The sequence below is a fragment of the Streptomyces sp. NBC_00887 genome, assembly GCF_045207585.1.
In genome coordinates, this window is sequence record NZ_CP108788.1 from 4,418,107 (window position 1) to 4,437,511 (window position 19,405).

At 69.5% G+C, this 19,405-nt stretch carries 20 protein-coding genes and 1 riboswitch; of the genes, 8 read left to right on the forward strand and 12 right to left on the reverse strand.

Features of this window, described 5'->3' with window-relative positions:
- Positions 1-115 precede the first annotated feature (115 nt).
- A complete protein-coding gene (locus tag OG844_RS19985) occupies positions 116-466 on the reverse strand; it encodes a DUF4190 domain-containing protein (protein ID WP_406391989.1) in 351 nt (116 codons plus the stop codon).
- Between the two features lie 44 nt (positions 467-510).
- Positions 511-708 (reverse strand): hypothetical protein, encoded by a 198-nt coding sequence (locus tag OG844_RS19990; RefSeq protein ID WP_351176715.1) that lies wholly within the window; start codon positions 706-708, stop codon positions 511-513.
- Positions 709-772: 64 nt separating this feature from the next.
- Between OG844_RS19990 and OG844_RS19995 the strand changes: the two genes are divergently transcribed.
- Together OG844_RS19995 and OG844_RS20000 are read left to right on the forward strand one after the other, a co-directional pair.
- Positions 773-1,396 carry a TetR family transcriptional regulator gene (locus OG844_RS19995; RefSeq protein WP_406391991.1) on the forward strand — a complete coding sequence of 208 codons (624 nt, stop codon included), beginning with the start codon at positions 773-775 and terminating at the stop codon, positions 1,394-1,396.
- Positions 1,397-1,406: 10 nt separating this feature from the next.
- On the forward strand, positions 1,407-2,240 hold the full coding sequence (locus OG844_RS20000; protein WP_406391993.1) for an alpha/beta fold hydrolase: 834 nt from the start codon (positions 1,407-1,409) through the stop codon (positions 2,238-2,240).
- Between the two features lie 52 nt (positions 2,241-2,292).
- Here the strand turns inward: OG844_RS20000 and OG844_RS20005 are convergent, their stop codons facing one another.
- The 10 genes from OG844_RS20005 to OG844_RS20050 all read right to left on the reverse strand — a co-directional run bounded on the left by OG844_RS20005 (position 2,293) and on the right by OG844_RS20050 (position 12,699).
- A complete protein-coding gene (locus OG844_RS20005) occupies positions 2,293-3,159 on the reverse strand; it encodes a thioesterase family protein (RefSeq protein WP_406391995.1) in 867 nt (288 codons plus the stop codon).
- A 52-nt stretch (positions 3,160-3,211) separates the two neighbouring features.
- Entirely contained in the window at positions 3,212-3,883 is a 672-nt protein-coding gene (locus OG844_RS20010; protein ID WP_406391996.1) for a trimeric intracellular cation channel family protein, read from the reverse strand.
- 47 nt (positions 3,884-3,930) lie between these two features.
- Complete coding sequence (locus OG844_RS20015; protein ID WP_406391997.1) at positions 3,931-5,274, reverse strand: ABC transporter ATP-binding protein; 1,344 nt, start codon at positions 5,272-5,274, stop codon at positions 3,931-3,933.
- Entirely contained in the window at positions 5,271-6,263 is a 993-nt protein-coding gene (locus tag OG844_RS20020; RefSeq protein ID WP_406391999.1) for an ABC transporter ATP-binding protein, read from the reverse strand. The genes OG844_RS20015 and OG844_RS20020 overlap by 4 nt, the downstream gene beginning before the upstream one ends.
- Positions 6,264-6,269: 6 nt before the next feature.
- Positions 6,270-7,232, reverse strand: a complete 963-nt coding sequence (locus tag OG844_RS20025) for an ABC transporter permease (RefSeq protein ID WP_406392000.1) — start codon at positions 7,230-7,232, stop codon at positions 6,270-6,272.
- A 1-nt stretch (position 7,233) separates the two neighbouring features.
- On the reverse strand, positions 7,234-8,238 hold the full coding sequence (locus OG844_RS20030) for an ABC transporter permease (protein ID WP_356424088.1): 1,005 nt from the start codon (positions 8,236-8,238) through the stop codon (positions 7,234-7,236).
- An 85-nt stretch (positions 8,239-8,323) separates the two neighbouring features.
- Positions 8,324-9,991 (reverse strand): ABC transporter substrate-binding protein, encoded by a 1,668-nt coding sequence (locus OG844_RS20035; protein ID WP_406392001.1) that lies wholly within the window; start codon positions 9,989-9,991, stop codon positions 8,324-8,326.
- Between the two features lie 186 nt (positions 9,992-10,177).
- Entirely contained in the window at positions 10,178-10,969 is a 792-nt protein-coding gene (locus tag OG844_RS20040) for an enhanced serine sensitivity protein SseB C-terminal domain-containing protein (RefSeq protein ID WP_406392002.1), read from the reverse strand.
- Positions 10,970-11,114: 145 nt separating this feature from the next.
- Entirely contained in the window at positions 11,115-11,882 is a 768-nt protein-coding gene (locus tag OG844_RS20045; RefSeq protein ID WP_406392004.1) for an enhanced serine sensitivity protein SseB, read from the reverse strand.
- Positions 11,883-12,024: 142 nt separating this feature from the next.
- Complete coding sequence (locus tag OG844_RS20050) at positions 12,025-12,699, reverse strand: AAA family ATPase (protein ID WP_406392006.1); 675 nt, start codon at positions 12,697-12,699, stop codon at positions 12,025-12,027.
- 188 nt (positions 12,700-12,887) lie between these two features.
- A riboswitch (glycine riboswitch) is annotated at positions 12,888-12,985 on the forward strand.
- 157 nt (positions 12,986-13,142) lie between these two features.
- Between OG844_RS20050 and gcvT the strand changes: the two genes are divergently transcribed.
- From gcvT to OG844_RS20080, 6 genes are all read left to right on the forward strand, one after another.
- Positions 13,143-14,273 carry a glycine cleavage system aminomethyltransferase GcvT gene (gene gcvT, locus OG844_RS20055; RefSeq protein ID WP_406392007.1) on the forward strand — a complete coding sequence of 377 codons (1,131 nt, stop codon included), beginning with the start codon at positions 13,143-13,145 and terminating at the stop codon, positions 14,271-14,273.
- Between the two features lie 91 nt (positions 14,274-14,364).
- Positions 14,365-14,742, forward strand: a complete 378-nt coding sequence (gene gcvH / locus OG844_RS20060) for a glycine cleavage system protein GcvH (protein ID WP_351168813.1) — start codon at positions 14,365-14,367, stop codon at positions 14,740-14,742.
- Between the two features lie 18 nt (positions 14,743-14,760).
- Positions 14,761-16,020, forward strand: a complete 1,260-nt coding sequence (gene glyA / locus OG844_RS20065; RefSeq protein ID WP_356424066.1) for a serine hydroxymethyltransferase — start codon at positions 14,761-14,763, stop codon at positions 16,018-16,020.
- Between the two features lie 155 nt (positions 16,021-16,175).
- A complete protein-coding gene (locus OG844_RS20070; RefSeq protein ID WP_406392008.1) occupies positions 16,176-17,561 on the forward strand; it encodes an L-serine ammonia-lyase in 1,386 nt (461 codons plus the stop codon).
- Positions 17,562-17,748: 187 nt separating this feature from the next.
- Positions 17,749-18,363 (forward strand): type IV toxin-antitoxin system AbiEi family antitoxin domain-containing protein, encoded by a 615-nt coding sequence (locus OG844_RS20075; RefSeq protein WP_406392010.1) that lies wholly within the window; start codon positions 17,749-17,751, stop codon positions 18,361-18,363.
- Between the two features lie 92 nt (positions 18,364-18,455).
- On the forward strand, positions 18,456-19,076 hold the full coding sequence (locus OG844_RS20080) for a nucleotidyl transferase AbiEii/AbiGii toxin family protein (protein ID WP_406392011.1): 621 nt from the start codon (positions 18,456-18,458) through the stop codon (positions 19,074-19,076).
- The last annotated feature ends 329 nt before the right edge of the window (positions 19,077-19,405 follow it).

Here is a 19,405-nt window from a genome sequence, read left to right on the forward strand (position 1 = left end):
GCGGGACTCATGCCGGTCGCATGGGGTCACGGCTCCCGCAGGGCCCCTGGAAGGGTGCGGCCCACCCCGGCCCGGGGCCCGATCCGGTACCGGGAGAGCCTTCCGCTCGCCCCGATCAGCCGCCGAAGTTCCAGGAGACGGTGCCGTTCTCGGTGACCAGGACGGCGAGGACGACCAGGTCGGCGATGCCGAGGGCGAGTCCGAGCAGGGCGCGGCCGCGGCGGGCGGTGGAGCGGGCGAGGGCGATGACCGCCATGACGATGGCGACGGGCCCGAGCAGGATGTTCATCACCAGGAGGCCCAGCAGCCCGAGCACGAACGAGGCGACGGCCAGCCCGTCCGCCTCGCGGGAGGCCTCGCGGGAGGCCTCACGGACGCCGGGCGTCCGGTCGTCGTGCGGAGCGGCCCCTGCCCCGGTGCCGTTCCGGGTCCGGGTTCGGCGGGCGAGTGCGGTGGTGAGGGTCATGGTGCGTACTCCTTCGGATCCGGTGGAATAGGGGCCGGGCGGGGTCAGCGGGTCCGGCGGCCGAGGCGCTCACGGACTCCGAAGAGCGCCAGCCAGAGGCCGATCAGGGCGCCTGCGGTCAGCGCCAGGGGCAGCGGCAGATGCGCGACCGCTCCGAGGACGACCCCGAGCAGGAGCAGGGCGGCGACGAGGACGAACATGTGTGGCCCTTTCTGCGAGCAGTTGAGAGTACGACTGTTCACTGACTTTGCAGTCTAGACCTCGGACCCCTTCCAAGACTCGGAGAACGGTTGTTTACTGAATGGCATGAGTCACACCGTCGGCATCCGCCAGGCCCAGAAGCTGAAGACACGTCAGGCGCTCCTCGACGCCGCCCTGCGGCTGCTGGAGCACCAGAGTCTGAGCAGCCTGGGCCTGCGCGAGGTGACGCGGGCCGTGGGAGTCGCCCCGACCGCTTTCTACCGGCACTTCGACGACACGGCGGCCTTGGGTGTCGCCCTCGTCGAGGAGACCCTGGGCAGCCTCCACGGCATGATCGGTGCGATCCTCGCCGAGACGGGCGACAGCGAGGAGCGACTGGACCGCAGTGTCGAACTGATCGCCCGTCATGTGACCGAGCAGCCCGCCCACTTCCGCTTCATCGCCCGCGAACAGCACGGCGGCGTGGGCCCCGTCCGCGAAGCCATAACCTGCCAGCTGCGCCGCTTCGCCGAGGAGGTGGCGGCGGCCCTCGGTACGGAGCCGGAGTCGGCGGGCTGGGACCCGGAGGACCTCCTGATGCTGGGCGGGCTGTACGTCGACCACATGGTGCTCACCGCCTCGGCGCTCCTGGACGCGGGCCCCGAGGACGAGCGGGCGGTCGCCCGGCAGGCGCGACGCCGACTGCGCCTGGTCACGCTGGGCCGGGCCCACTGGCTGGACAGCCCATAGGGTCGTCGCCATGAGCGAATGGACTCTCGACCGGACCTTCACCAGTTCGTCGGGCGAGGTGCGCTGGGCCGCACTCGGCCCGGAGCACGCTCCGCCGGTCGTCCTGGTGCACGGCACGCCCTTCTCCTCGTACGTATGGCGCGGTATCGCCCGCGGGCTGGCCCAGGACCACCGCGTGTACGTGTGGGACCTGCCCGGCTACGGCGCTTCCGCCCAGTTCGAGGACCAGGACGTGTCCCTGCGCGCCCAGGCCTGGGTCTTCACCGAGCTCCTCGCCCACTGGGACCTGCCCGAACCGGCCGTGGTGGCCCACGACTTCGGCGGCTGTGTCGCACTGCGCGCGTACCTCCTGCACGGCGCCCGCTACCGGCGCCTCGCGCTCGTCGACCCCGTGGCGCTCGCCCCGTGGGGTTCACCCGCGTACCGGCTGCTGGGCGGCCACGCCGAGGTCTTCGGCGAGCTGCCGGCCGCCCTGCACCGCGCACTGGTGACCGAGTACGTGAGTTCCGCGAGCCGTCCGGGGCTGCATCCCCAGGTGCTCGAACGGCTCGTCGCCCCGTGGTGCACCGAGACCGGGCAGCCCGCCTTCTACCGGCAGATCACCCAGAACGACCAGCGGTTCACCGACGACATCCAGCACCGGTACGGCGAGCTGGAGCTGCCCGTACTGATCTGCTGGGGCACCGAGGACACCTGGATCCCGGTCGCCCGCGGGCATGAACTGGCCGCGCTGATTCCGGGCGCCGGACTCCGGCTGGTCGCCGGGGCCGGGCACCTCGTCCAGGAGGACGCGCCGGCAGAGCTGACCGCAGCCCTCGCCGGCTTCCTGCGTCCACACCCGTGAACCGCCGCCCGGTGCGGGCGGCTCGAAGGCCGGCGCTCCGGCCCTCCGCCGCTCAGCCGCGCGGTGCGCGGGCCAGCTGGCGGGACTGTGCCACCAGACGGTCGGCGCTGTCCCAGACCTCCGCGTCCTCCTCCAGGAAACCGCCCGCGAGGTTGCGGGTGGTGATGGAGACGCGCAGCGGCCCTGGGGCCGGGCGGCAGCGGATGTGGGTGGTGAGTTCGATCGTGGGCGTCCAGCCCTTCAGGCCGAGCTCGAACGAGGTCGGCGGCAGCGCGTCGACGGTGAGCAGCAGCGAGAGCGGGTCCGCGTCGCGGCCGTCCGCGAGTCCGAACCAGCCCCGCATCTCGCCCTTGCCGGACGGGGCGCCGATGGCCCAGCCGATGGTCGCCGGGTCGAGCTTGATGTCGAGCCGCTCGGTGATGGCGGAACTGCCGGGAATCGCCGCCGGGCCGTCGGCCGGGCCGAGGCAGTGCTCCCGCGGCGGGATGGCGGGCAGTTCGGCGGACGTGAGGACGTCGCCGGTCAGGCCGTCCAGGTCACCGTAGGTGGCGAGTACCCGGATGCGCTCGATCTCGCTGCCGTCCTCCGCGTACTGGAAGAGCGAGGCCTCTCCGGTGGAGAGGGTGCGGCCGCTGCGGACCACCTGGGTACGGATGACGGCGGGGCCCGGTACGGAGGCCGTGAGGTAGTGCGCGGACACCGAGAACGGGTCGGAGTGCGGCAGCGCCTCTCCGAGTGCCCGGCCGAGCATGGCCAGCAGATAGCCGCCGTTGACCGCGTGAATGATCGTCCATCCCGCGGAGAGCACGGCGTCGTAGACGCCCTCTTCACGAAGCGTGACGGCGGTGTCGCGGTCGAACTCGCTGTCACCGATGGTTGCCTGCGCTGTGCGCGGCGCCTGCGCTGCTGCCTGTGCCATGCGATGCACGGTACACCGATTGCATTACTGAGCGGTAGCTTTTCTGTGGCGTTCACATGACCGCCGGGGTCTCCTCCGCGGTCGCCGAGCGCCGGTTGTAGGCGCGCGGAGCACGCCAGTGGAAGCGCATCGCCAACAGCCGGAGGACGAACGCGGTGATGACCGCGGTGCCGCTCGTGAAGGCGTTGAGGGCGTCGAAGCGGATGCAGAGCACCACCATGACCGCGCCGACGATCGCGGGCACCGCGTACAGATCGCGGTCCCAGCGCAGCAGGGACGGCACCTCGTTGGCGAGTACGTCGCGCAGCACACCGCCGCCGACGGCGGTGGCCAGCCCGAGGGCGGCCGAGGCGGTGAGGCCGAGGCCGTAGTCGTAGGCCTTGACCGTGCCGCCGACGCAGAAGAGGCCGAGGCCGGCCGCGTCGAAGACGTTGACACCGACCTGGATCCGCTCGACGTGCGGGTGGAGGAAGAACACGAGGCCGGCCGCGAGCAGCGGCGTCAGGAAGTAGCCGAGATCCGTGAAGGCCGCGGGCGGGATCGCCCCGATCATCACATCGCGGAAAATCCCTCCGCCCAGCGCTGTCACCTCGGCGAGCACCGCGATGCCGAAGACATCGAAGTTCTTGCGTACGGCGAGCAGGGCGCCCGAGATCGCGAAGACGAAGATCCCGACGAGGTCGAGCGCATGCTGGACGGAGGGAGTGAAGAGTTCGTTGAGCACCGGACAGTTCTACAACGTCCGGTGCCCACGATGTCGCCCGGAGGCCGTCAGACGGTGCCGGCCTTCCCTTCGGTGCCGGCCTCGGCCACGGACGGGGCCGCGTCCTCGGGCTCGTCCGGGGCGTCGGCCGCGTCTGCCGCCTCGGCGTCGGCGTCGACCTCGGCGGTGTCGGCTGCCTCACCCTCGGGCGCGGATGCCTCCCCGGACGCCATCTCCGGTTCGGCTCCGGCCTCGGCCTCGGCCTCCCCTTCGGCGGACTTCTCCGCCACCGGCGCCACGGCGACCGAGTCGGCGGGTGCCTTCTGCGCGGGCACCTTCACAGCCGGCGCCTTGTCGGCGACCCGCTCCTCGGTGGGTGTCCCCACGACCGCCTCGATACCGGTTGCCCGGGTCAGCCCGATCGTCCCGTCCTCGATCTCGGCCGCGAAGTGGCAGGCCACCTTGTGCCCGTCACCCAGGTCCGTCAGGACCGGACGTTCGAGCGCGCACTTGTCCTGCACCCACGGGCAGCGGGTGTGGAACCGGCAGCCGGCCGGCGGGTTGGCCGGCGAGGGCAGGTCGCCCTGGAGCAGGATCCGCTCCCGCCGGTCCTCGACCTCGGGGTCGGGCACCGGCACCGCGGACATGAGCGCCCGGGTGTACGGGTGCTTCGGACCGGCGTACAGCGCGTCGCTCGGCGCCTCCTCCACCAGGGAGCCCAGGTACATGACCCCGATGACGTCGGAGATGTGCCGGACGACGGCGAGGTCGTGGGCGATGACGAGGTAGGTGAGCCCCAGCGACTGCTGCAGCTCCTCCAGCAGGTTGATGACCTGCGCCTGGATCGACACGTCCAGCGCCGAGACCGGCTCGTCGCAGATGATCACGTCCGGTTCGAGCACCAGGGCCCGGGCGATGCCGATGCGCTGGCGCTGGCCGCCGGAGAACTCGTGCGGATAGCGGGACAGCGAGTTCGCGGGCAGTCCGACCTTGGCGAGGATCGCCTTGATCTTCTCCCGGCGGTCGTCCCGGTCGGTGCCGATCCCGTGGGCCGCCATGCCCTCGGAGAGGATCGACTCGATGTTCTGCCGCGGGTTGAGGCTGCCGAGCGGGTCCTGGAAGACCATCTGGAGCCTGCGGCGGTACCGGCGCATCTCCTCGTCCGGCAGCTTGGCCAGGTCGGTGCCGTCGAAGACGACCTCACCGGAGGTGATGTCCACGAGCCGCAGCACCGCCCGGCCCAGGGTCGTCTTGCCGCAGCCCGACTCGCCCACGAGCCCGTACGTCTGGCCGGCCTCGACGCTCAGCGAGATGCCGTCCACGGCGTACACGTGTCCGACCGTACGGTCGAAGAAGACACCCTTCTTGACGGGGAAGTGGACCTTCACATCGTCGAGTTCGAGCAGGCTCATGCCGAAACCTCCGCCTTGGGCAGGACCGGGTTGACACAGCGCACCTGGTGTCCGGCCGTGCGTGGTTCGGTCAGTTCGGGAGTGCCCGTGAGGCACTCCATCGTGTAGAAATCGCAGCGGGGCGCGAAGGCGCAGCCGTCGGCCCAGGCGATCTTGTCGTTGATCGATCCGCGGATCGGGTGGAGGGGCTCCCCGCGCGGTGCGTCCAGACGCGGGATGGAACCGAGCAGCCCGTGCGCGTACGGGTGCGTGGGAGCGGCGAACAGCTCACGCCTGTCGGCGGACTCCACGGCCCGTCCCGCGTACAGGACATTGACCTCGTCGCAGATGCCGGCGACGACCCCGAGGTCGTGGGTGATCATCAGCAGAGCGGTGCCCTCCTGGTCGACCAGTTCCTTGAGGAGTTCCAGGATCTGGGCCTGGATGGTCACATCGAGCGCGGTGGTCGGCTCGTCGGCGATGAGCAGCCGGGGTGCGCAGGCCACCGCCATGGCGATGAGCGCACGCTGCCGCATACCGCCGGACAGCTGGTGCGGGTACTCCTTCAGGCGCCGGCGCGGGTCCGGGATACCGACCCGGTCCAGGAGGTTGGCCGCCTCCTTGCGGGCGGCCTCCCCCTTCAGTCCGCGGTGCCGCTGGAGGATCTCGGTCACCTGGACGCCGATGGGGATCACCGGGTTCAGCGAGGACAGCGGGTCCTGGAAGATCATCGCCAGCTGGCTGCCGCGCATGTCGCGGAGCTTGCGCCGGCTCATGGTCAGCAGGTCCTGGCCGTCGAACTCCACGCGTCCGCCGACCTTCACGCCCTTCTCGGGCAGCAGGCCCATCAGGGCGAGCGAGGTCACGGACTTGCCGCAGCCGGACTCGCCCACCAGGCCGACGACCTCGCCCTGGTCCACGGTGAAGGAGACACCGTCGACCGCGACGGAGTCCTTGCGGCCGCGTCCGCCGAAGGTGACGCTGAGCTGGTCAACATTGAGCAGTGCCATGGGAGATCAGCCTCGCAGCTTCGGGTCGAGGGCTTCGCGCATGGCCTCGCCGAGCAGGGTGAAGCCCAGTGCGGTGATGATGATCCCGACGGCCGGATAGGCGGCCATCATCGGCTCGTTGTCGAAGAACCGCTGCGCCTGGGAGAGCATGACGCCCCATTCCGGGATCGCCGGATCGGGGTTGCCGAGGCCGAGGTAGGACAGGGCCGCGGCTTCGATGATCGCGGTGGCGAGGCTGAGCGTCGCCTGGACGATCACCGGGCTCAGCGAGTTGGGCAGGATCTGCGTGAGGACGATCCGCTTCTTCCGGATGCCGAGCGCCTTGGCCGCCAGTACGTAGTCCGCACCGCCCTGGGCGAGCATCGAGCCGCGCAGCAGACGGGCGAAGACGGGGATCTGGACGACGCCGACGGCGATCATCACGGTGGTCAGGGACTGGCCCATCACGGCGGCGATGGAGACCGCGAGCAGCAGCGAGGGCAGCGACAGCATGAGGTCGGTGAAACGCATGATCACGGTGTCGATCCGCTGACCGGCCTTGCCGCCGAGGGTCGCCGCGGCACCGGACAGCACACCGACGATCGCGCCGATGACCAGACCGATGAGCATCGAGACCACACCCACGAGCAGGGTCTGGCGTGCGCCGACGAGCATGCGGGAGAACAGGTCGCGGCCGAGGTGGTCGAGGCCGAACCAGTTCTCGCCGCGCATTCCGACGAACTTGCCCTGGTTGGTGAAGACTTCGCCGCGCCAGGTCTGGGCGGTGGGGCTGAAAGGGGCGATCCACGGTCCCACGATCGCGAGCACCACGAACACGCCGATGACGACCGCGCCGATGACGGCCATCTTGCTGCCCCTGAGCCGCCGCAGGGCCTCGCGCCACAGGCTCGCGCCCGCGGTCGACTCGGTCTGCTGGGTCAGTTCGGCGAGCCGGTCGATCTTGTCGGCCCTGTTGGTCAATGCAGTCACGTCAGTGCACCCGCACTCTCGGGTCGATGATGCTGTAGGCGACGTCGACCAGCAGGTTGATGAGGACGTACACCATCGCGATGAAGAGGATGAAGCCGACGAGGACCGGGTAGTCACGCGCGTCGATCGAGGTACGGATGAAGGAGCCGATGCCTCCGAAGGAGAAGACCGACTCGGTCAGCACCGCACCCGACAGCAGGCTGCCGGTCAGCAGGCCCACCGCGGTGACCACGGGGAGCAGCGCGTTGCGCAGCACGTGACGGCCGCGAACGACCCGCTTCTCCAGGCCCTTGGACTCGGCGGTGCGGATGTAGTCCTCGCCGAGGACCTCCAGGACGCTCGCCCGGGTCATGCGCACGATCACGGCGAGCGGAATGGTCGCGAGGGCGATCGCGGGCAGCACCAGGTGCATGATCGCGTCCCAGGTCGCGTCGAGCTCACCGGTCAACAGGCCGTCCAGGGTGGCGAATCCCGTGATGTTCGTGGCGTCGAGTCCGGTGGAGAGCCGCCCGTAGCTCGGGAAGATGTGGAGCTGGACTGCGAGGATGCCCTTGAGTATCAGCGCGAGGAAGAACACGGGGATGCAGATGCCGATCAGCGACCCGGACACCGAGGCGACGTCGAGCCAGCCACCGCGGTGGCGGGCGGCGAGGTAGCCCATCGGGATGCCGATCAGGACCGCGATGACGATCGCGGCGACGCTGAGCTCCACGGTTGCCGGGAAGCGCAGGACGAATTCGTCCCACACCGGCTGACCGGTCTGGGTGGAGGTGCCGAGATCCAGTTCGAAGATGCGCTTGAGGAAGCGCCAGTACTGGACGTAGACGGGCTCGTCGAGCCCCAGCACCCGGTTGATGCGCGCCACTTCGGCTTCGGTCGCCCGCTCGCCCAGGATCGCTGAGGCGGGTCCGCCGGGCAGCCGGTTCAGCCACAGGAAGAGCAGAACCGACAGGCCGAGCAGGGTGGGTATGAGCTGTAGCAGTCTTCGTACGACGAGTCGCAGCACCCCGCGTGCCCCTTTCTTACGTGTCGAAAAGTGGGCTCGCCCGGCCACCGGGAAGGGGTGGCCGGGCGAGCCCACTGATGTGCGGTTACTTGAAGGAGACCTCGGCGAAGTTCTCCTGCGTCAGCGGGGAGACCTTCGGCGGGTTGACGTTCTTGGCGAACGCGATCGCGGGCGGCGAGGACGAGATCGGGAGACCCGGCAGGTACTCCATGATGGTCTCGTTGGCCTTCTTGTAGGCGTCGACGCGTCCGGCGGGGTCGACGACCTTCGAAGCGGCGTTCACCGCGTCGAAGACCTTGGCGTCCTTGAAGCCCCACTGCTTGTCGGCGCCGGCGAACCAGGTACCGATGAAGTTGAAGCCGTCGTTGAAGTCACCGGTCCAGCCCAGCATGTGCAGGGCGCAGGAGCCGGCCTCGGTGGCGTCCAGGTAGTCCGGGGCCCACTTCATGGCCTTCGGGACGACCGTGATGCCGGCCTTCTCGAGGTCGGCCTTCATCAGCTCGAACATGTCCTGCGGGGCAGGCATGTAGGGGCGGGTGACCTCGGTCGGGTAGCAGAACTCGAGCGAGAGCTTGCTCTCGCCGGCGGCCTTCAGCAGCTGCTTCGACTTGTTCGTGTCGAAGGGGTACTGCTTCACCTTGTCCGAGAAGCCGGCCACGGTGTCGGGCATGAACTGCGTGGCAACCTTGCCGCCCTCGGGCAGCTGGGTCTTGACGATGTTCTCGCGGTCGATGGCGTGCGCGATGGCCTGCCGGACCTCGGGCTTCTTCAGCGCCGGGTTCTTCGACTGGGTCATGCCCACGTAGAAGAGGTTGAAGACGTCACGGGTCGGGACCTCGTAGCCCTCGGACTCCAGCGTCTTGATGTCGGCGGGCGCGACCAGGTCGAAGCCGTCGATGTCACCGGCCTGGAGCGCCTGGCGGCGGCCCTCCTCGGTGTCGATCGTGCGGAAGACCAGGTTCTTCACCTTGGCCTTGGCGCCCCAGTAGCCGTCGAAGCGCTCGAGGCTGACTTCCTTGTTGCTCTTGTTCCACTTGGTGATCTTGTACGGGCCGGTGCCGGCGACCGTGCCGGCCTCCTGGCTGTACTTGGGGTACGTGATCGCGTCGCCCTTGGCGGTCGCGTCCTGCTTCTCGTACTCCTTGAGGGCCTTCGGCGAGTGGATCGCCAGGGCCTGCAGGGAGAAGCCGCCGGGCAGGTTCGCCGAGGGCTCGTTGACCTCGATGACCGCCGTGTTGGCGTCCTTCGCGGTGCAGGACTTGTAGTTCGCCTTCGGCGCCTCGGGGTCCTCGTTCTTCGCGAAGCCGCCCATGATGGACTGCCAGTAGTACGAGACCGCGCTGGACTGGTACGTACCCGCCCAGTTGAACCAGTGGTCGTAGTTCGCGCAGACCGCGGCGGCGTTGAACTCCTCGCCGTCGTGGAACTTCACGTTCTTACGGAGGTTGAACGTCCACACCTTGCCGGCGGGGTCGCTCTCCCATGTCTCGGCGAGTCCGCCGACGAGCTTGCTTCCACCGGACTCGTGCTCGAGCAGGGCTTCGAAGGCCTGACGGGTGACCCGGAAGGTCTCACCGTCGCTGGCCAGCGCCGGGTCCAGGGACCCGGGGTCTCCCGCACCTGCGAAGACGAAGGTGTCCTTCGCTCCGTCCTTGGCATCGTTGTCCCGCTCGCTGGAGCAGCCCGTGGCGACCAGGCCGACGGCGACAGCCGCCGTGATCACCCGAACAGTTCGGGACTTGAATATTCGCATGTGGGTCCACCCCAGGTCAGCAGTGTGTGGAGAGGTATTGATTCGCCCGAACACTACATTCGCGAAGCAGCCCGGAGAACAGTCCGCATAGCGGTGATACCTACCTGAGACCCGGACACTCAACAAACCGCCCAGATACGGGACATCCTGCCCGCGCTTGTTAACCCGATCGAAATCGGGGCGGGTTCAGCGCAGGTGCGAGGGCGGGTAGCCGTACCCCGGCGCGGCGGCGGGCGGCGGGCCCGCCGGGGCGTGCGCCTCGCGGTCGTAGAACGGACGGGAGTTGGCGCGCAGCCACATGGCGACCGGGTCGTACTCGTCGGACATGGACACCGTGGAGACGGGCAGGCCGTCGGGGACCACGCCGATCGACTGCTGCATCATCGCGCGGACCGCGTCGACGGAGGGCCGGCCCGTGTCGTAGAGGTCGAGCCCGATCGCGAGGTACGGGGCGCCCAGCGCGGGCTGCACCCAGGCGCGGCGCAGCGCGCGAACGGCGGGGGTGCGATGGGCATTGTGTGACAAAAGGGCGTAGAACTGCGGAATCTCGATGGCGGGTTCGGAGAGCTGCAGCGGGCCGGCGGGCATCCGGTCGAGGCCTGTCGCGATGCGGCGCAGGTCCAGCCAGGGGATCCCGACGCCGCCGCCGGGAGCATGCGGGTTGAGCCAGATGCCCCAGCGGTCGGGGAAGAGGGACCGGGCGATCTCGCGGCCTGTGACCAGCTCGTGGGACCTGTTCCAGCCGCTGGCCGAGAGCTCCTGGGCGGAGGTCACGCAGGGGGCGTAGCCCAGGCCGTCGATCTCCATGTTGCCGTACTGGGCGTCGGGCGAGCCCGCCGTGCCGTGCCAGAGCAGCATCCAGATCCGGCCGTCGGTGAGGGCCTGCAGCAGCGCCTCGTAGGCGTCGGGGCGCCCGGGGGCCACTTGCCGCAGCATGTGCTCGACCTGCCCGGCCTCCGCGGTGCCTGACGCACTCACCCTGGGTCCCGCCCCTCTTCGTTCCGCTGCCCCGTTGTGCCGCGGTGCTGTTGTCCCGCACCCGGGCACAACAGGTGCGGCCTCGCCATCAAACCAGCTTATGTGCCGCCCCTGACACCGGCTTGGCGCCACGGGCGAAGCTGACTCAGTACCCCTCGCGCCGGTAGAACGGCCGTACCTTCTCCAGCATCCAGTCACCCACGGGGTCCTGGGCCACGTCGAGCAGGACCAGATTGACCGGCCACGGCAGCTGGACCCGGCCCAGCGCACGGCCCAGCGCATCCATCGGGGCGCTCTGTCCGGCGCCGTCCCAGGTAGCGAACTCGACGCCGACGAAGAGGACGGGGTCGTCGCCCTCGATGCTGGCCAGCGCCCTGCGCGCGGTGCTCACGACTCCGATGTCCTGGAATTCGCCGGACACCGCGGCGAGGAAGTCGACGGGGTCCTCCTTCCAGTCCGGCTCGTAGAGCCGCACCCGCCCGCCGGAGGGCCCGTCCAGCGCGGTGCGCCCGGCCCTGCAGAGCTCGGCGACGGCCGGCGGGGGCAGCGGCACTCCGACGGCCCCGCCCGGATTGACTGCGATGCCGAGCTGCGGGGGCAGTCCGCGGGCGAATTCACGGGCGGGCGCGACGGTGAACGAGATATGGGCGCCGACGCAGTGCAGGAACTGGGCCTCGGAGCTGAACACCGGTACGAACGCGGCGCCGCCGATGTCGACCGTCGGCAGGTCGAGGTCGGGGCTGTCGGGCCCGCCGCCGTTCGGCAGGGGCACCCAGACGCGGCTTCGGCCGAGCACCTCGACCAGGCGGCCGCCGGCCCCGGGCACGCCGAGGGAGGCGCTGAGCACTTCCTCGAGCTCGTTGGCCGGCCATCCGTGCTGCGGATCGACGGGGGCCTGGGCCGGAATGTCCACGGTGTCTGTGTCCCTTTCTCGCCATGCTGTGCGGCAGAAACCATAGTCCGAGCCGTGCCCGGACGGCAGTGACACGGGGAACAGCGCAGGCCGGGGCAACCGGACCGTCCAGATTCCGGACGGCCGGACGGAGCTCACCGGTCTATGCGTTTGCGAACGAAATCCGTTCGATCGCCGTGGCGGCCTCCCGGTCGAGCAGCACCGCGGACGCGCAACCGGGCGGCAGCAGTCCGCTCTCCGTATCGCGCAGCAGCCGCCCGACCGCACCGCGGTGCCGGGCGAAGGCGTATCCGGAGACGCCCCGTCCGCGCTCCCGCTGGCCGGCCCTGGCCACATGAGGGGTGACGTCGAGCAGGACGAGATGCAGCGTGCGGTCCCGGCGCCCGGCCTCGCGGGCCAGCCAGCGTCGCACCCAGGCCTGGGTTCCGCAGTCGTGCACGACGACGGATCCGCCCGAGCGCAGCGCCCGCCACAGCCCGAGGTAGTGCGCGGCACGGACCAGGGGGCGGTAGAGGGCGTACGGGAGTAAAGCGGGCAGGGAGGCCGCCCAGCGGTCCCTGGTGTCCTGGGAGTCGATGGCGTGCTCCCGCACCGCGCGCCGGATCAGCGTCGACTTCCCGCTGCCGGGCAGTCCGGAGACCACCACGACATCACCCGCCACGAAGTCCAGGCTGCGCGGGCCGAGCCCGTTCCTGCCCCGCAGATCACGTACCACCGGAGCGTGCGTGCCCCGGAGCCCCCGAGCGCGGGCACCCTGCTGCGCGGGCACCGCACCGCGCGCTGCCCCTGCGGTCGTCGCGAACGGCTGCAACGTCATCGCTCTCCCCCTGCCGAGTCACCCACACCTGACCTGCCCAAGAAGTGTAAAGAAAAGGTAATACGGGACAACCGGTTCCGGCGGCACGTGTCGGCGCCCGAGCGGCCCGGTGTGCCTGCGCGGATCCGGTCGCCCCACTCTGGCGCAATGCGTGCGATGATGACCCCGCCAACTGCATACCGGCCGTTTGAATCCGCGCGGGAGAGTCCCGGTCACTGTGTGCGCCGGGCGCCGAAGGAGCAAGTTCCTCCCTTGAATCTCTCAGGCCCCGTACCGCGTGGATGAGGCAGATCTGAAAAGCGGGCCGTTCACGCGGCTCCACCCAAGGTGCAAGCCGACCCCCGTAGGGGCTGACCCTTTCAGGGGCTCTCGGCGAACCTCTCAGGTTCCGATGACAGATGGGGAGGGAACATCCTCTGTCGTCATGCCCTGGAGCCATGCCCATGAGCACTGCCCCCGCCTCCCGTCTCACCGCCCTCGATGCGCTGCATCGCTCCCTGGGCGCGACCATGACCGACTTCGCGGGCTGGGACATGCCCCTGCGGTACGCCAGTGAGCGCGACGAGCACAACGCCGTACGCACCCGGGCCGGACTCTTCGACCTGTCGCACATGGGCGAGATCACCGTCACCGGACCGCAGGCCGCGGCCTTCCTGAACTTCGCGCTGGTGGGCAACATCGCCACCGTCGGCGTGGGCCGGGCCCGCTACACGATGATCGTCGCCGAGGACGGCGGGATCCTGGACGACCTGATCGTCTACCGCCTCGGCGAGGCCGCGGCCCCCGAGTATCTGGTCGTCGCCAACGCGGGCAACGCGCAGCTCGTCCTCGACACGCTCGCCGCGCGCGCCGGGGACTTCGACGCCGAGGTGCGCGACGACCGCGACGCCTACGCGCTGCTCGCCGTCCAGGGCCCCGAGTCCCCCGCCATCCTGAAGTCGGTCACGGACGCCGACCTGGACGGACTGAAGTACTACGCGGGCCTGCCCGGCACCGTCGCCGGTGTTCCCGCGCTCATCGCCCGTACCGGCTACACCGGCGAGGACGGCTTCGAGCTCTTCGTCGCCCCCGAGCACGCCGAGCAGCTGTGGAAGGCGCTCACCGAGGCGGGCGCCCCGCACGGCCTGATCCCCTGTGGCCTCTCCTGCCGCGACACGCTGCGCCTGGAGGCGGGCATGCCGCTGTACGGGCACGAGCTGACCACCGCACTGACCCCGTTCGACGCGGGCCTGGGCCGGGTCGTGAAGTTCGAGAAGGAGGGCGACTTCGTCGGCCGCGAGGCGCTGCTGGCCGCCGCCGAGCGCGCCGAGACCGCCCCGCCCCGCAAGCTCGTCGGCCTGGTGGCCGAGGGCCGCCGGGTGCCGCGCGCCGGCTTCCAGGTCGTTGCCGACGGCAAGGTCATCGGCGAGGTCACGTCCGGCGCGCCGTCGCCGACGCTGGGCAAGCCGATCGCCATGGCGTACGTGGACGCGGCGCACGCCGTGCCCGGCACCGAGGGCGTCGGCGTAGACATCCGGGGCACCCACGAGGCGTACGAGGTCGTCGCACTGCCCTTCTACAAGCGTCAGAAGTGACAACGGGGCGTCCCGCACGTGACGTAGTCCCGTCTCACACCGTAAGACCACCGTTCATCAGCACTCCCCGGCGTACAGGAGAATTCAGGTCATGAGCAACCCCCAGCAGCTGCGGTACAGCAAGGAGCACGAGTGGCTGTCGGCCCTCGAGGACGGTGTGGCCACGGTCGGTATCACCGAGTTCGCGGCCAACGCGCTCGGCGACGTCGTCTACGCCCAGCTCCCGGAGGTCGGTGACACGGTGACCGCGGGCGAGACCTGCGGTGAGCTGGAGTCGACCAAGTCGGTCAGCGACCTGTACTCGCCGGTGACCGGTGAGGTCACCGAGGCCAACCAGGACGTCGTGGACGACCCGGCGCTGGTGAACTCCGCCCCCTTCGAGGGCGGCTGGCTGTTCAAGGTGCGCGTCGCGGAGGAGCCGAAGGACCTGCTCTCCGCCGACGAGTACTCCGAGTTCTCCGGCAACTGAGACCCAAGGGACCCCCTGATGTCGCTTCTCAACTCCTCCCTCCACGAGCTGGACCCGGACGTCGCCGCCGCTGTCGACGCCGAGCTCCACCGCCAGCAGTCCACCCTCGAGATGATCGCTTCGGAGAACTTCGCTCCGGTCGCGGTCATGGAGGCGCAGGGCTCCGTCCTCACCAACAAGTACGCCGAGGGCTACCCCGGCCGCCGCTACTACGGCGGCTGCGAGCACGTCGACGTGGTCGAGCAGATCGCGATCGACCGGATCAAGGCGCTCTTCGGCGCCGAGGCCGCGAACGTCCAGCCGCACTCCGGTGCGCAGGCGAACGCCGCCGCGATGTTCGCGCTGCTGAAGCCGGGCGACACGATCATGGGCCTGAACCTGGCCCACGGCGGTCACCTGACCCACGGCATGAAGATCAACTTCTCCGGCAAGCTCTACAACGTGGTCCCGTACCACGTCGACGAGACCGGCGTCGTGGACATGGCCGAGGTCGAGCGCCTCGCCAAGGAGTCCAAGCCGAAGCTGATCGTGGCCGGCTGGTCCGCGTACCCCCGTCAGCTCGACTTCGCGGCGTTCCGCCGCATCGCGGACGAGGTCGGCGCGTACCTGATGGTCGACATGGCCCACTTCGCGGGCCTGGTGGCCGCGGGTCTGCACCCCAACCCGGTGCCGCACGCCCATGTCGTCACGACCACCACGCACAAGACCCTCGGCGGTCCGCGCGGTGGCGTCATCCTGTCGACGCAGGAGCTCGCCAAGAAGATCAACTCGGCGGTCTTCCCCGGTCAGCAGGGCGGCCCGCTGGAGCACGTGATCGCGGCCAAGGCGGTCTCCTTCAAGGTGGCGGCGACCGAGGAGTTCAAGGAGCGCCAGCAGCGCACCCTGGACGGCGCCCGCATCCTCGCCGAGCGTCTGGTGCAGCCGGACGTCACCGAGGTCGGCGTCTCCGTCCTGACCGGCGGCACGGACGTGCACCTGGTCCTGGTGGACCTGCGCAACTCCGAGCTGGACGGCCAGCAGGCCGAAGACCGCCTCCACGAGGTCGGCATCACGGTCAACCGGAACGCCGTTCCGAACGACCCCCGCCCCCCGATGGTCACCTCGGGCCTGCGGATCGGTACGCCGGCCCTGGCAACCCGCGGTTTCCAGGCCGAGGACTTCACCGAGGTCGCGGAGATCATCGCCTCCGCGCTGAAGCCGGCCTACGACGCCGACGACCTGAAGGCCCGCGTGATCGCGCTGGCCGAGAAGTTCCCGCTGTACCCCGGCCTCAAGTAGGTCACCCGCAGTTTGCACGTCGGGTGGGGGCACCGCGCACACTGAACAGTGAGCACGGTGCCCCCACCCTTGTCCCCGCGCTCTTCGGGCCCACCGGCCCGGCCCGCACCACCCGGCAGACAACGGCGTCTACCAACCCCCTTAGGAGTCATCCCGTGGCCATCTCGGTCTTCGACCTCTTCTCGGTCGGCATCGGCCCGTCCAGCTCCCACACGGTCGGCCCGATGCGCGCGGCGCGCATGTTCGCCCGCCGCCTCAAGAACGAGGGCCTGCTGGCCCACACCGCTTCGATACGGGCGGAGCTGTACGGCTCGCTCGGCGCGACCGGCCACGGCCACGGCACCCCCAAGGCCGTCCTGCTCGGCCTGGAGGGCGAGTCCCCCCGTACCGTCGACGTCGAGGGCGCCGACAGCCGGGTCGAGGAGATCCGCTCCACGGGGCGCATCAGCCTCCTCGGGATGCACGACATCCCCTTCGACACCGACGAGCAGCTGGTCCTGCACCGCCGCAAGGCACTGCCGTACCACGCCAACGGGATGACGATCTTCGCGTACGACCGCGAGGGCGCCCTCCTCCTGGAGAAGACGTACTACTCGGTCGGCGGCGGCTTCGTCGTCGACGAGGACGCGGTCGCCGGCGAGGACCCGATCGTCCCGGACGACACCGTCCTCAAGCACCCCTTCCGCACCGGTGACGAGCTGCTGCGGCTCGCCCGCGAGACGGGCCTGTCCATCTCCTCCCTCATGTTGGAGAACGAGAAGGCCTGGCGCACCGAGGACGAGATCCGCACCGGCCTCCTGGAGATCTGGCGCGTCATGCAGGCATGCGTCGCGCGCGGCATGGCCACCGAGGGCATCCTGCCGGGCGGCCTGAAGGTCCGCCGCCGTGCCGCGAACTCGGCCCGCCAACTGCGCGCCGAGGGCGACCCCCAGGCGAACGCGATGGAGTGGATCACCCTCTACGCGATGGCCGTCAACGAGGAGAACGCCGCGGGCGGCCGCGTCGTCACCGCCCCGACCAACGGCGCCGCGGGCATCATCCCCGCCGTCCTGCACTACTACATGAACTTCGCCGCGGGCGGCTGCACCGAGGCCGAGAAGGACGACAGCGTCGTCCGCTTCCTGCTGGCCGCCGGAGCCATCGGCATGCTCTTCAAGGAGAACGCCTCCATCTCCGGCGCCGAGGTCGGCTGCCAGGGTGAGGTCGGATCCGCCTGCTCGATGGCCGCGGGCGCCCTCGCCGAGGTCCTCGGCGGCTCCGCCGAGCAGGTGGAGAACGCCGCCGAGATCGGCATGGAGCACAACCTGGGCCTGACCTGCGACCCGGTGGGCGGCCTCGTGCAGATCCCTTGCATCGAGCGCAACGGCATGGCGGCCGTGAAGGCCGTCACGGCGGCCAGGATGGCGCTGCGCGGCGACGGCAGCCACAAGGTCTCCCTCGACAAGGTCATCAAGACCATGAAGGAGACGGGTGCGGACATGAGCGTGAAGTACAAGGAGACGGCGCGCGGCGGACTCGCGGTGAACATCATCGAGTGCTGAGGTTGCAGGCCTGACCAGCGCGTCTGCTTCTTTCAGCGCTGTCATGGCCTCCCCTGCTTGCACGGCGGAAAATCCCCGGAATCGTGAAAGTCCCTGGGTGCATGGTCAACGACGGGAACTCCGTCCCCCACTATCCGCATGTATCAAATCGATCCCCTGTCACCACTAGAGGGGTATCATTCGATACATGAGTGCTGCGGAGATCTCGCGCCTGGAGCAGCGGCTGGCCGGCCTCTCTCCGACGTTCACGACCGCGCAGGCGCGTCAAGCCCTGCTCTCCGCTCGTGATCTGGCGTACCTGGTCACCGAAGGGGTGATAGACGAACTGTCCCGTGGCGTGTACCGGCGGGCAGACGCACCGGAGACCGCATACGCAGACCTACTGGCCGTGTGCACGCGTGCGCCTCGCGCTGTCCTGTGCGGGGAGTCAGCCCTGGCTCTGCACGAACTGATCGACGACATTCCCAGCGCCGTACACATCGCCGTACCACGTGGATCACGCCGTCCCACGATCTCTTATCCCCCGACCGTGGTGGCGCAGTACGCGGCCAAGACCTTCACCCTCGGCGTCGAACGGTTCGAGGCCGCACCGGGTGAGACCATTCCCGCATACGACGCCGCCCGCAGCGTCGTCGATGCGATGCGCCACCGCGGCAGAATCGGCGAGACCATGGCCCTGTCCGCGCTCGGCCGTTACCTGCGTCGCAGCGGACGAAGCGGGGTCGGCGAACTCCAACTCATCGCACGCGAATTGGGTGCGCTCTCTGTCATCCGCCCCGCCGTAGAGGCGGTGCTCGCCTGATGGTCAACCCCACTCGCGCTACCACCGCAGGCCGCGTCTACAACGATCTGCGCAATCTGGCTCGTCGCAACGGCCGTTCAACGGACGAGGTCATGGTCGAGTACGTACTCGAACGATTCCTCTTCCGCCTGGGAGCATCCCCCCTCGGCCGCGAGCACTTCATCCTCAAGGGCGGCCTGCTGCTCGCCCAGTTCGGCGCCCGCCGGATGACCCGTGACATCGACATCCTCGGCCACGCGTTCCCCGGCGAGGAAGCCGAGATCATCCGCAGAATCGCCGCGATCGCCACCACTGAGGTCGACGACGGCGTGGCATACGACTCCGCCACGCTCAGACCCGTACCCATCCGAGAGGAGGACGAGTATCACGGCCTACGGCTGTCGATGGCCGCGTCGATCGCCCGGGCACGTCTCAAGCTCCAACTGGACACCTCCCTCGCCCGGCCCAGTTCCCGCTTGAGGCGAAGACCTCTTCCACATCCAGGTGCTTCGAGAATGCCCATACCAGCGCCAAGAAGAAGGCGCTGGCAAGCAGTGACGTGCCGTTATCGCGTAGAAAACCGGGGCGGCACGGGTCTCCCGAGGGTCGTGGGTCGGCGGGCTTCACGGTCCGGTAGCGATCAGCCGCCGGAGCGAGAAGAGAGGGTACGACGGTGCCGGGACCGTGCTGACACGGCGCCCAACCCCAGAAGCCCCCTAAGTGCTCACAGGTGAGCAACTGCTCGCACGCGATCATGCAATTTCGGTCACAAGCGGCTTCCCTCTGTCGCCCACAAAGGGTTCACTTGACGTGACGCATGGTGACGCGGTCGCCCCACCGGCTCGCGGATCCGGCTCCGATGTCCAGGCTCCCGGCAGGGGAAGGAGGACCGCGACGGTCGCCTCACCTCGTACGGTGACCCTCTGCCCAGAGCTGGCCGGTGCGCAGTGTCCGCTCACGCGGGCCGGCACCTGTACGTCGCGCCGATGAAATCCCCGCTCCCATCCTTCATTCGCAGCATTCTCGACGAGGGGCACCAATGAGCCAGATTGTTTTACCGGTG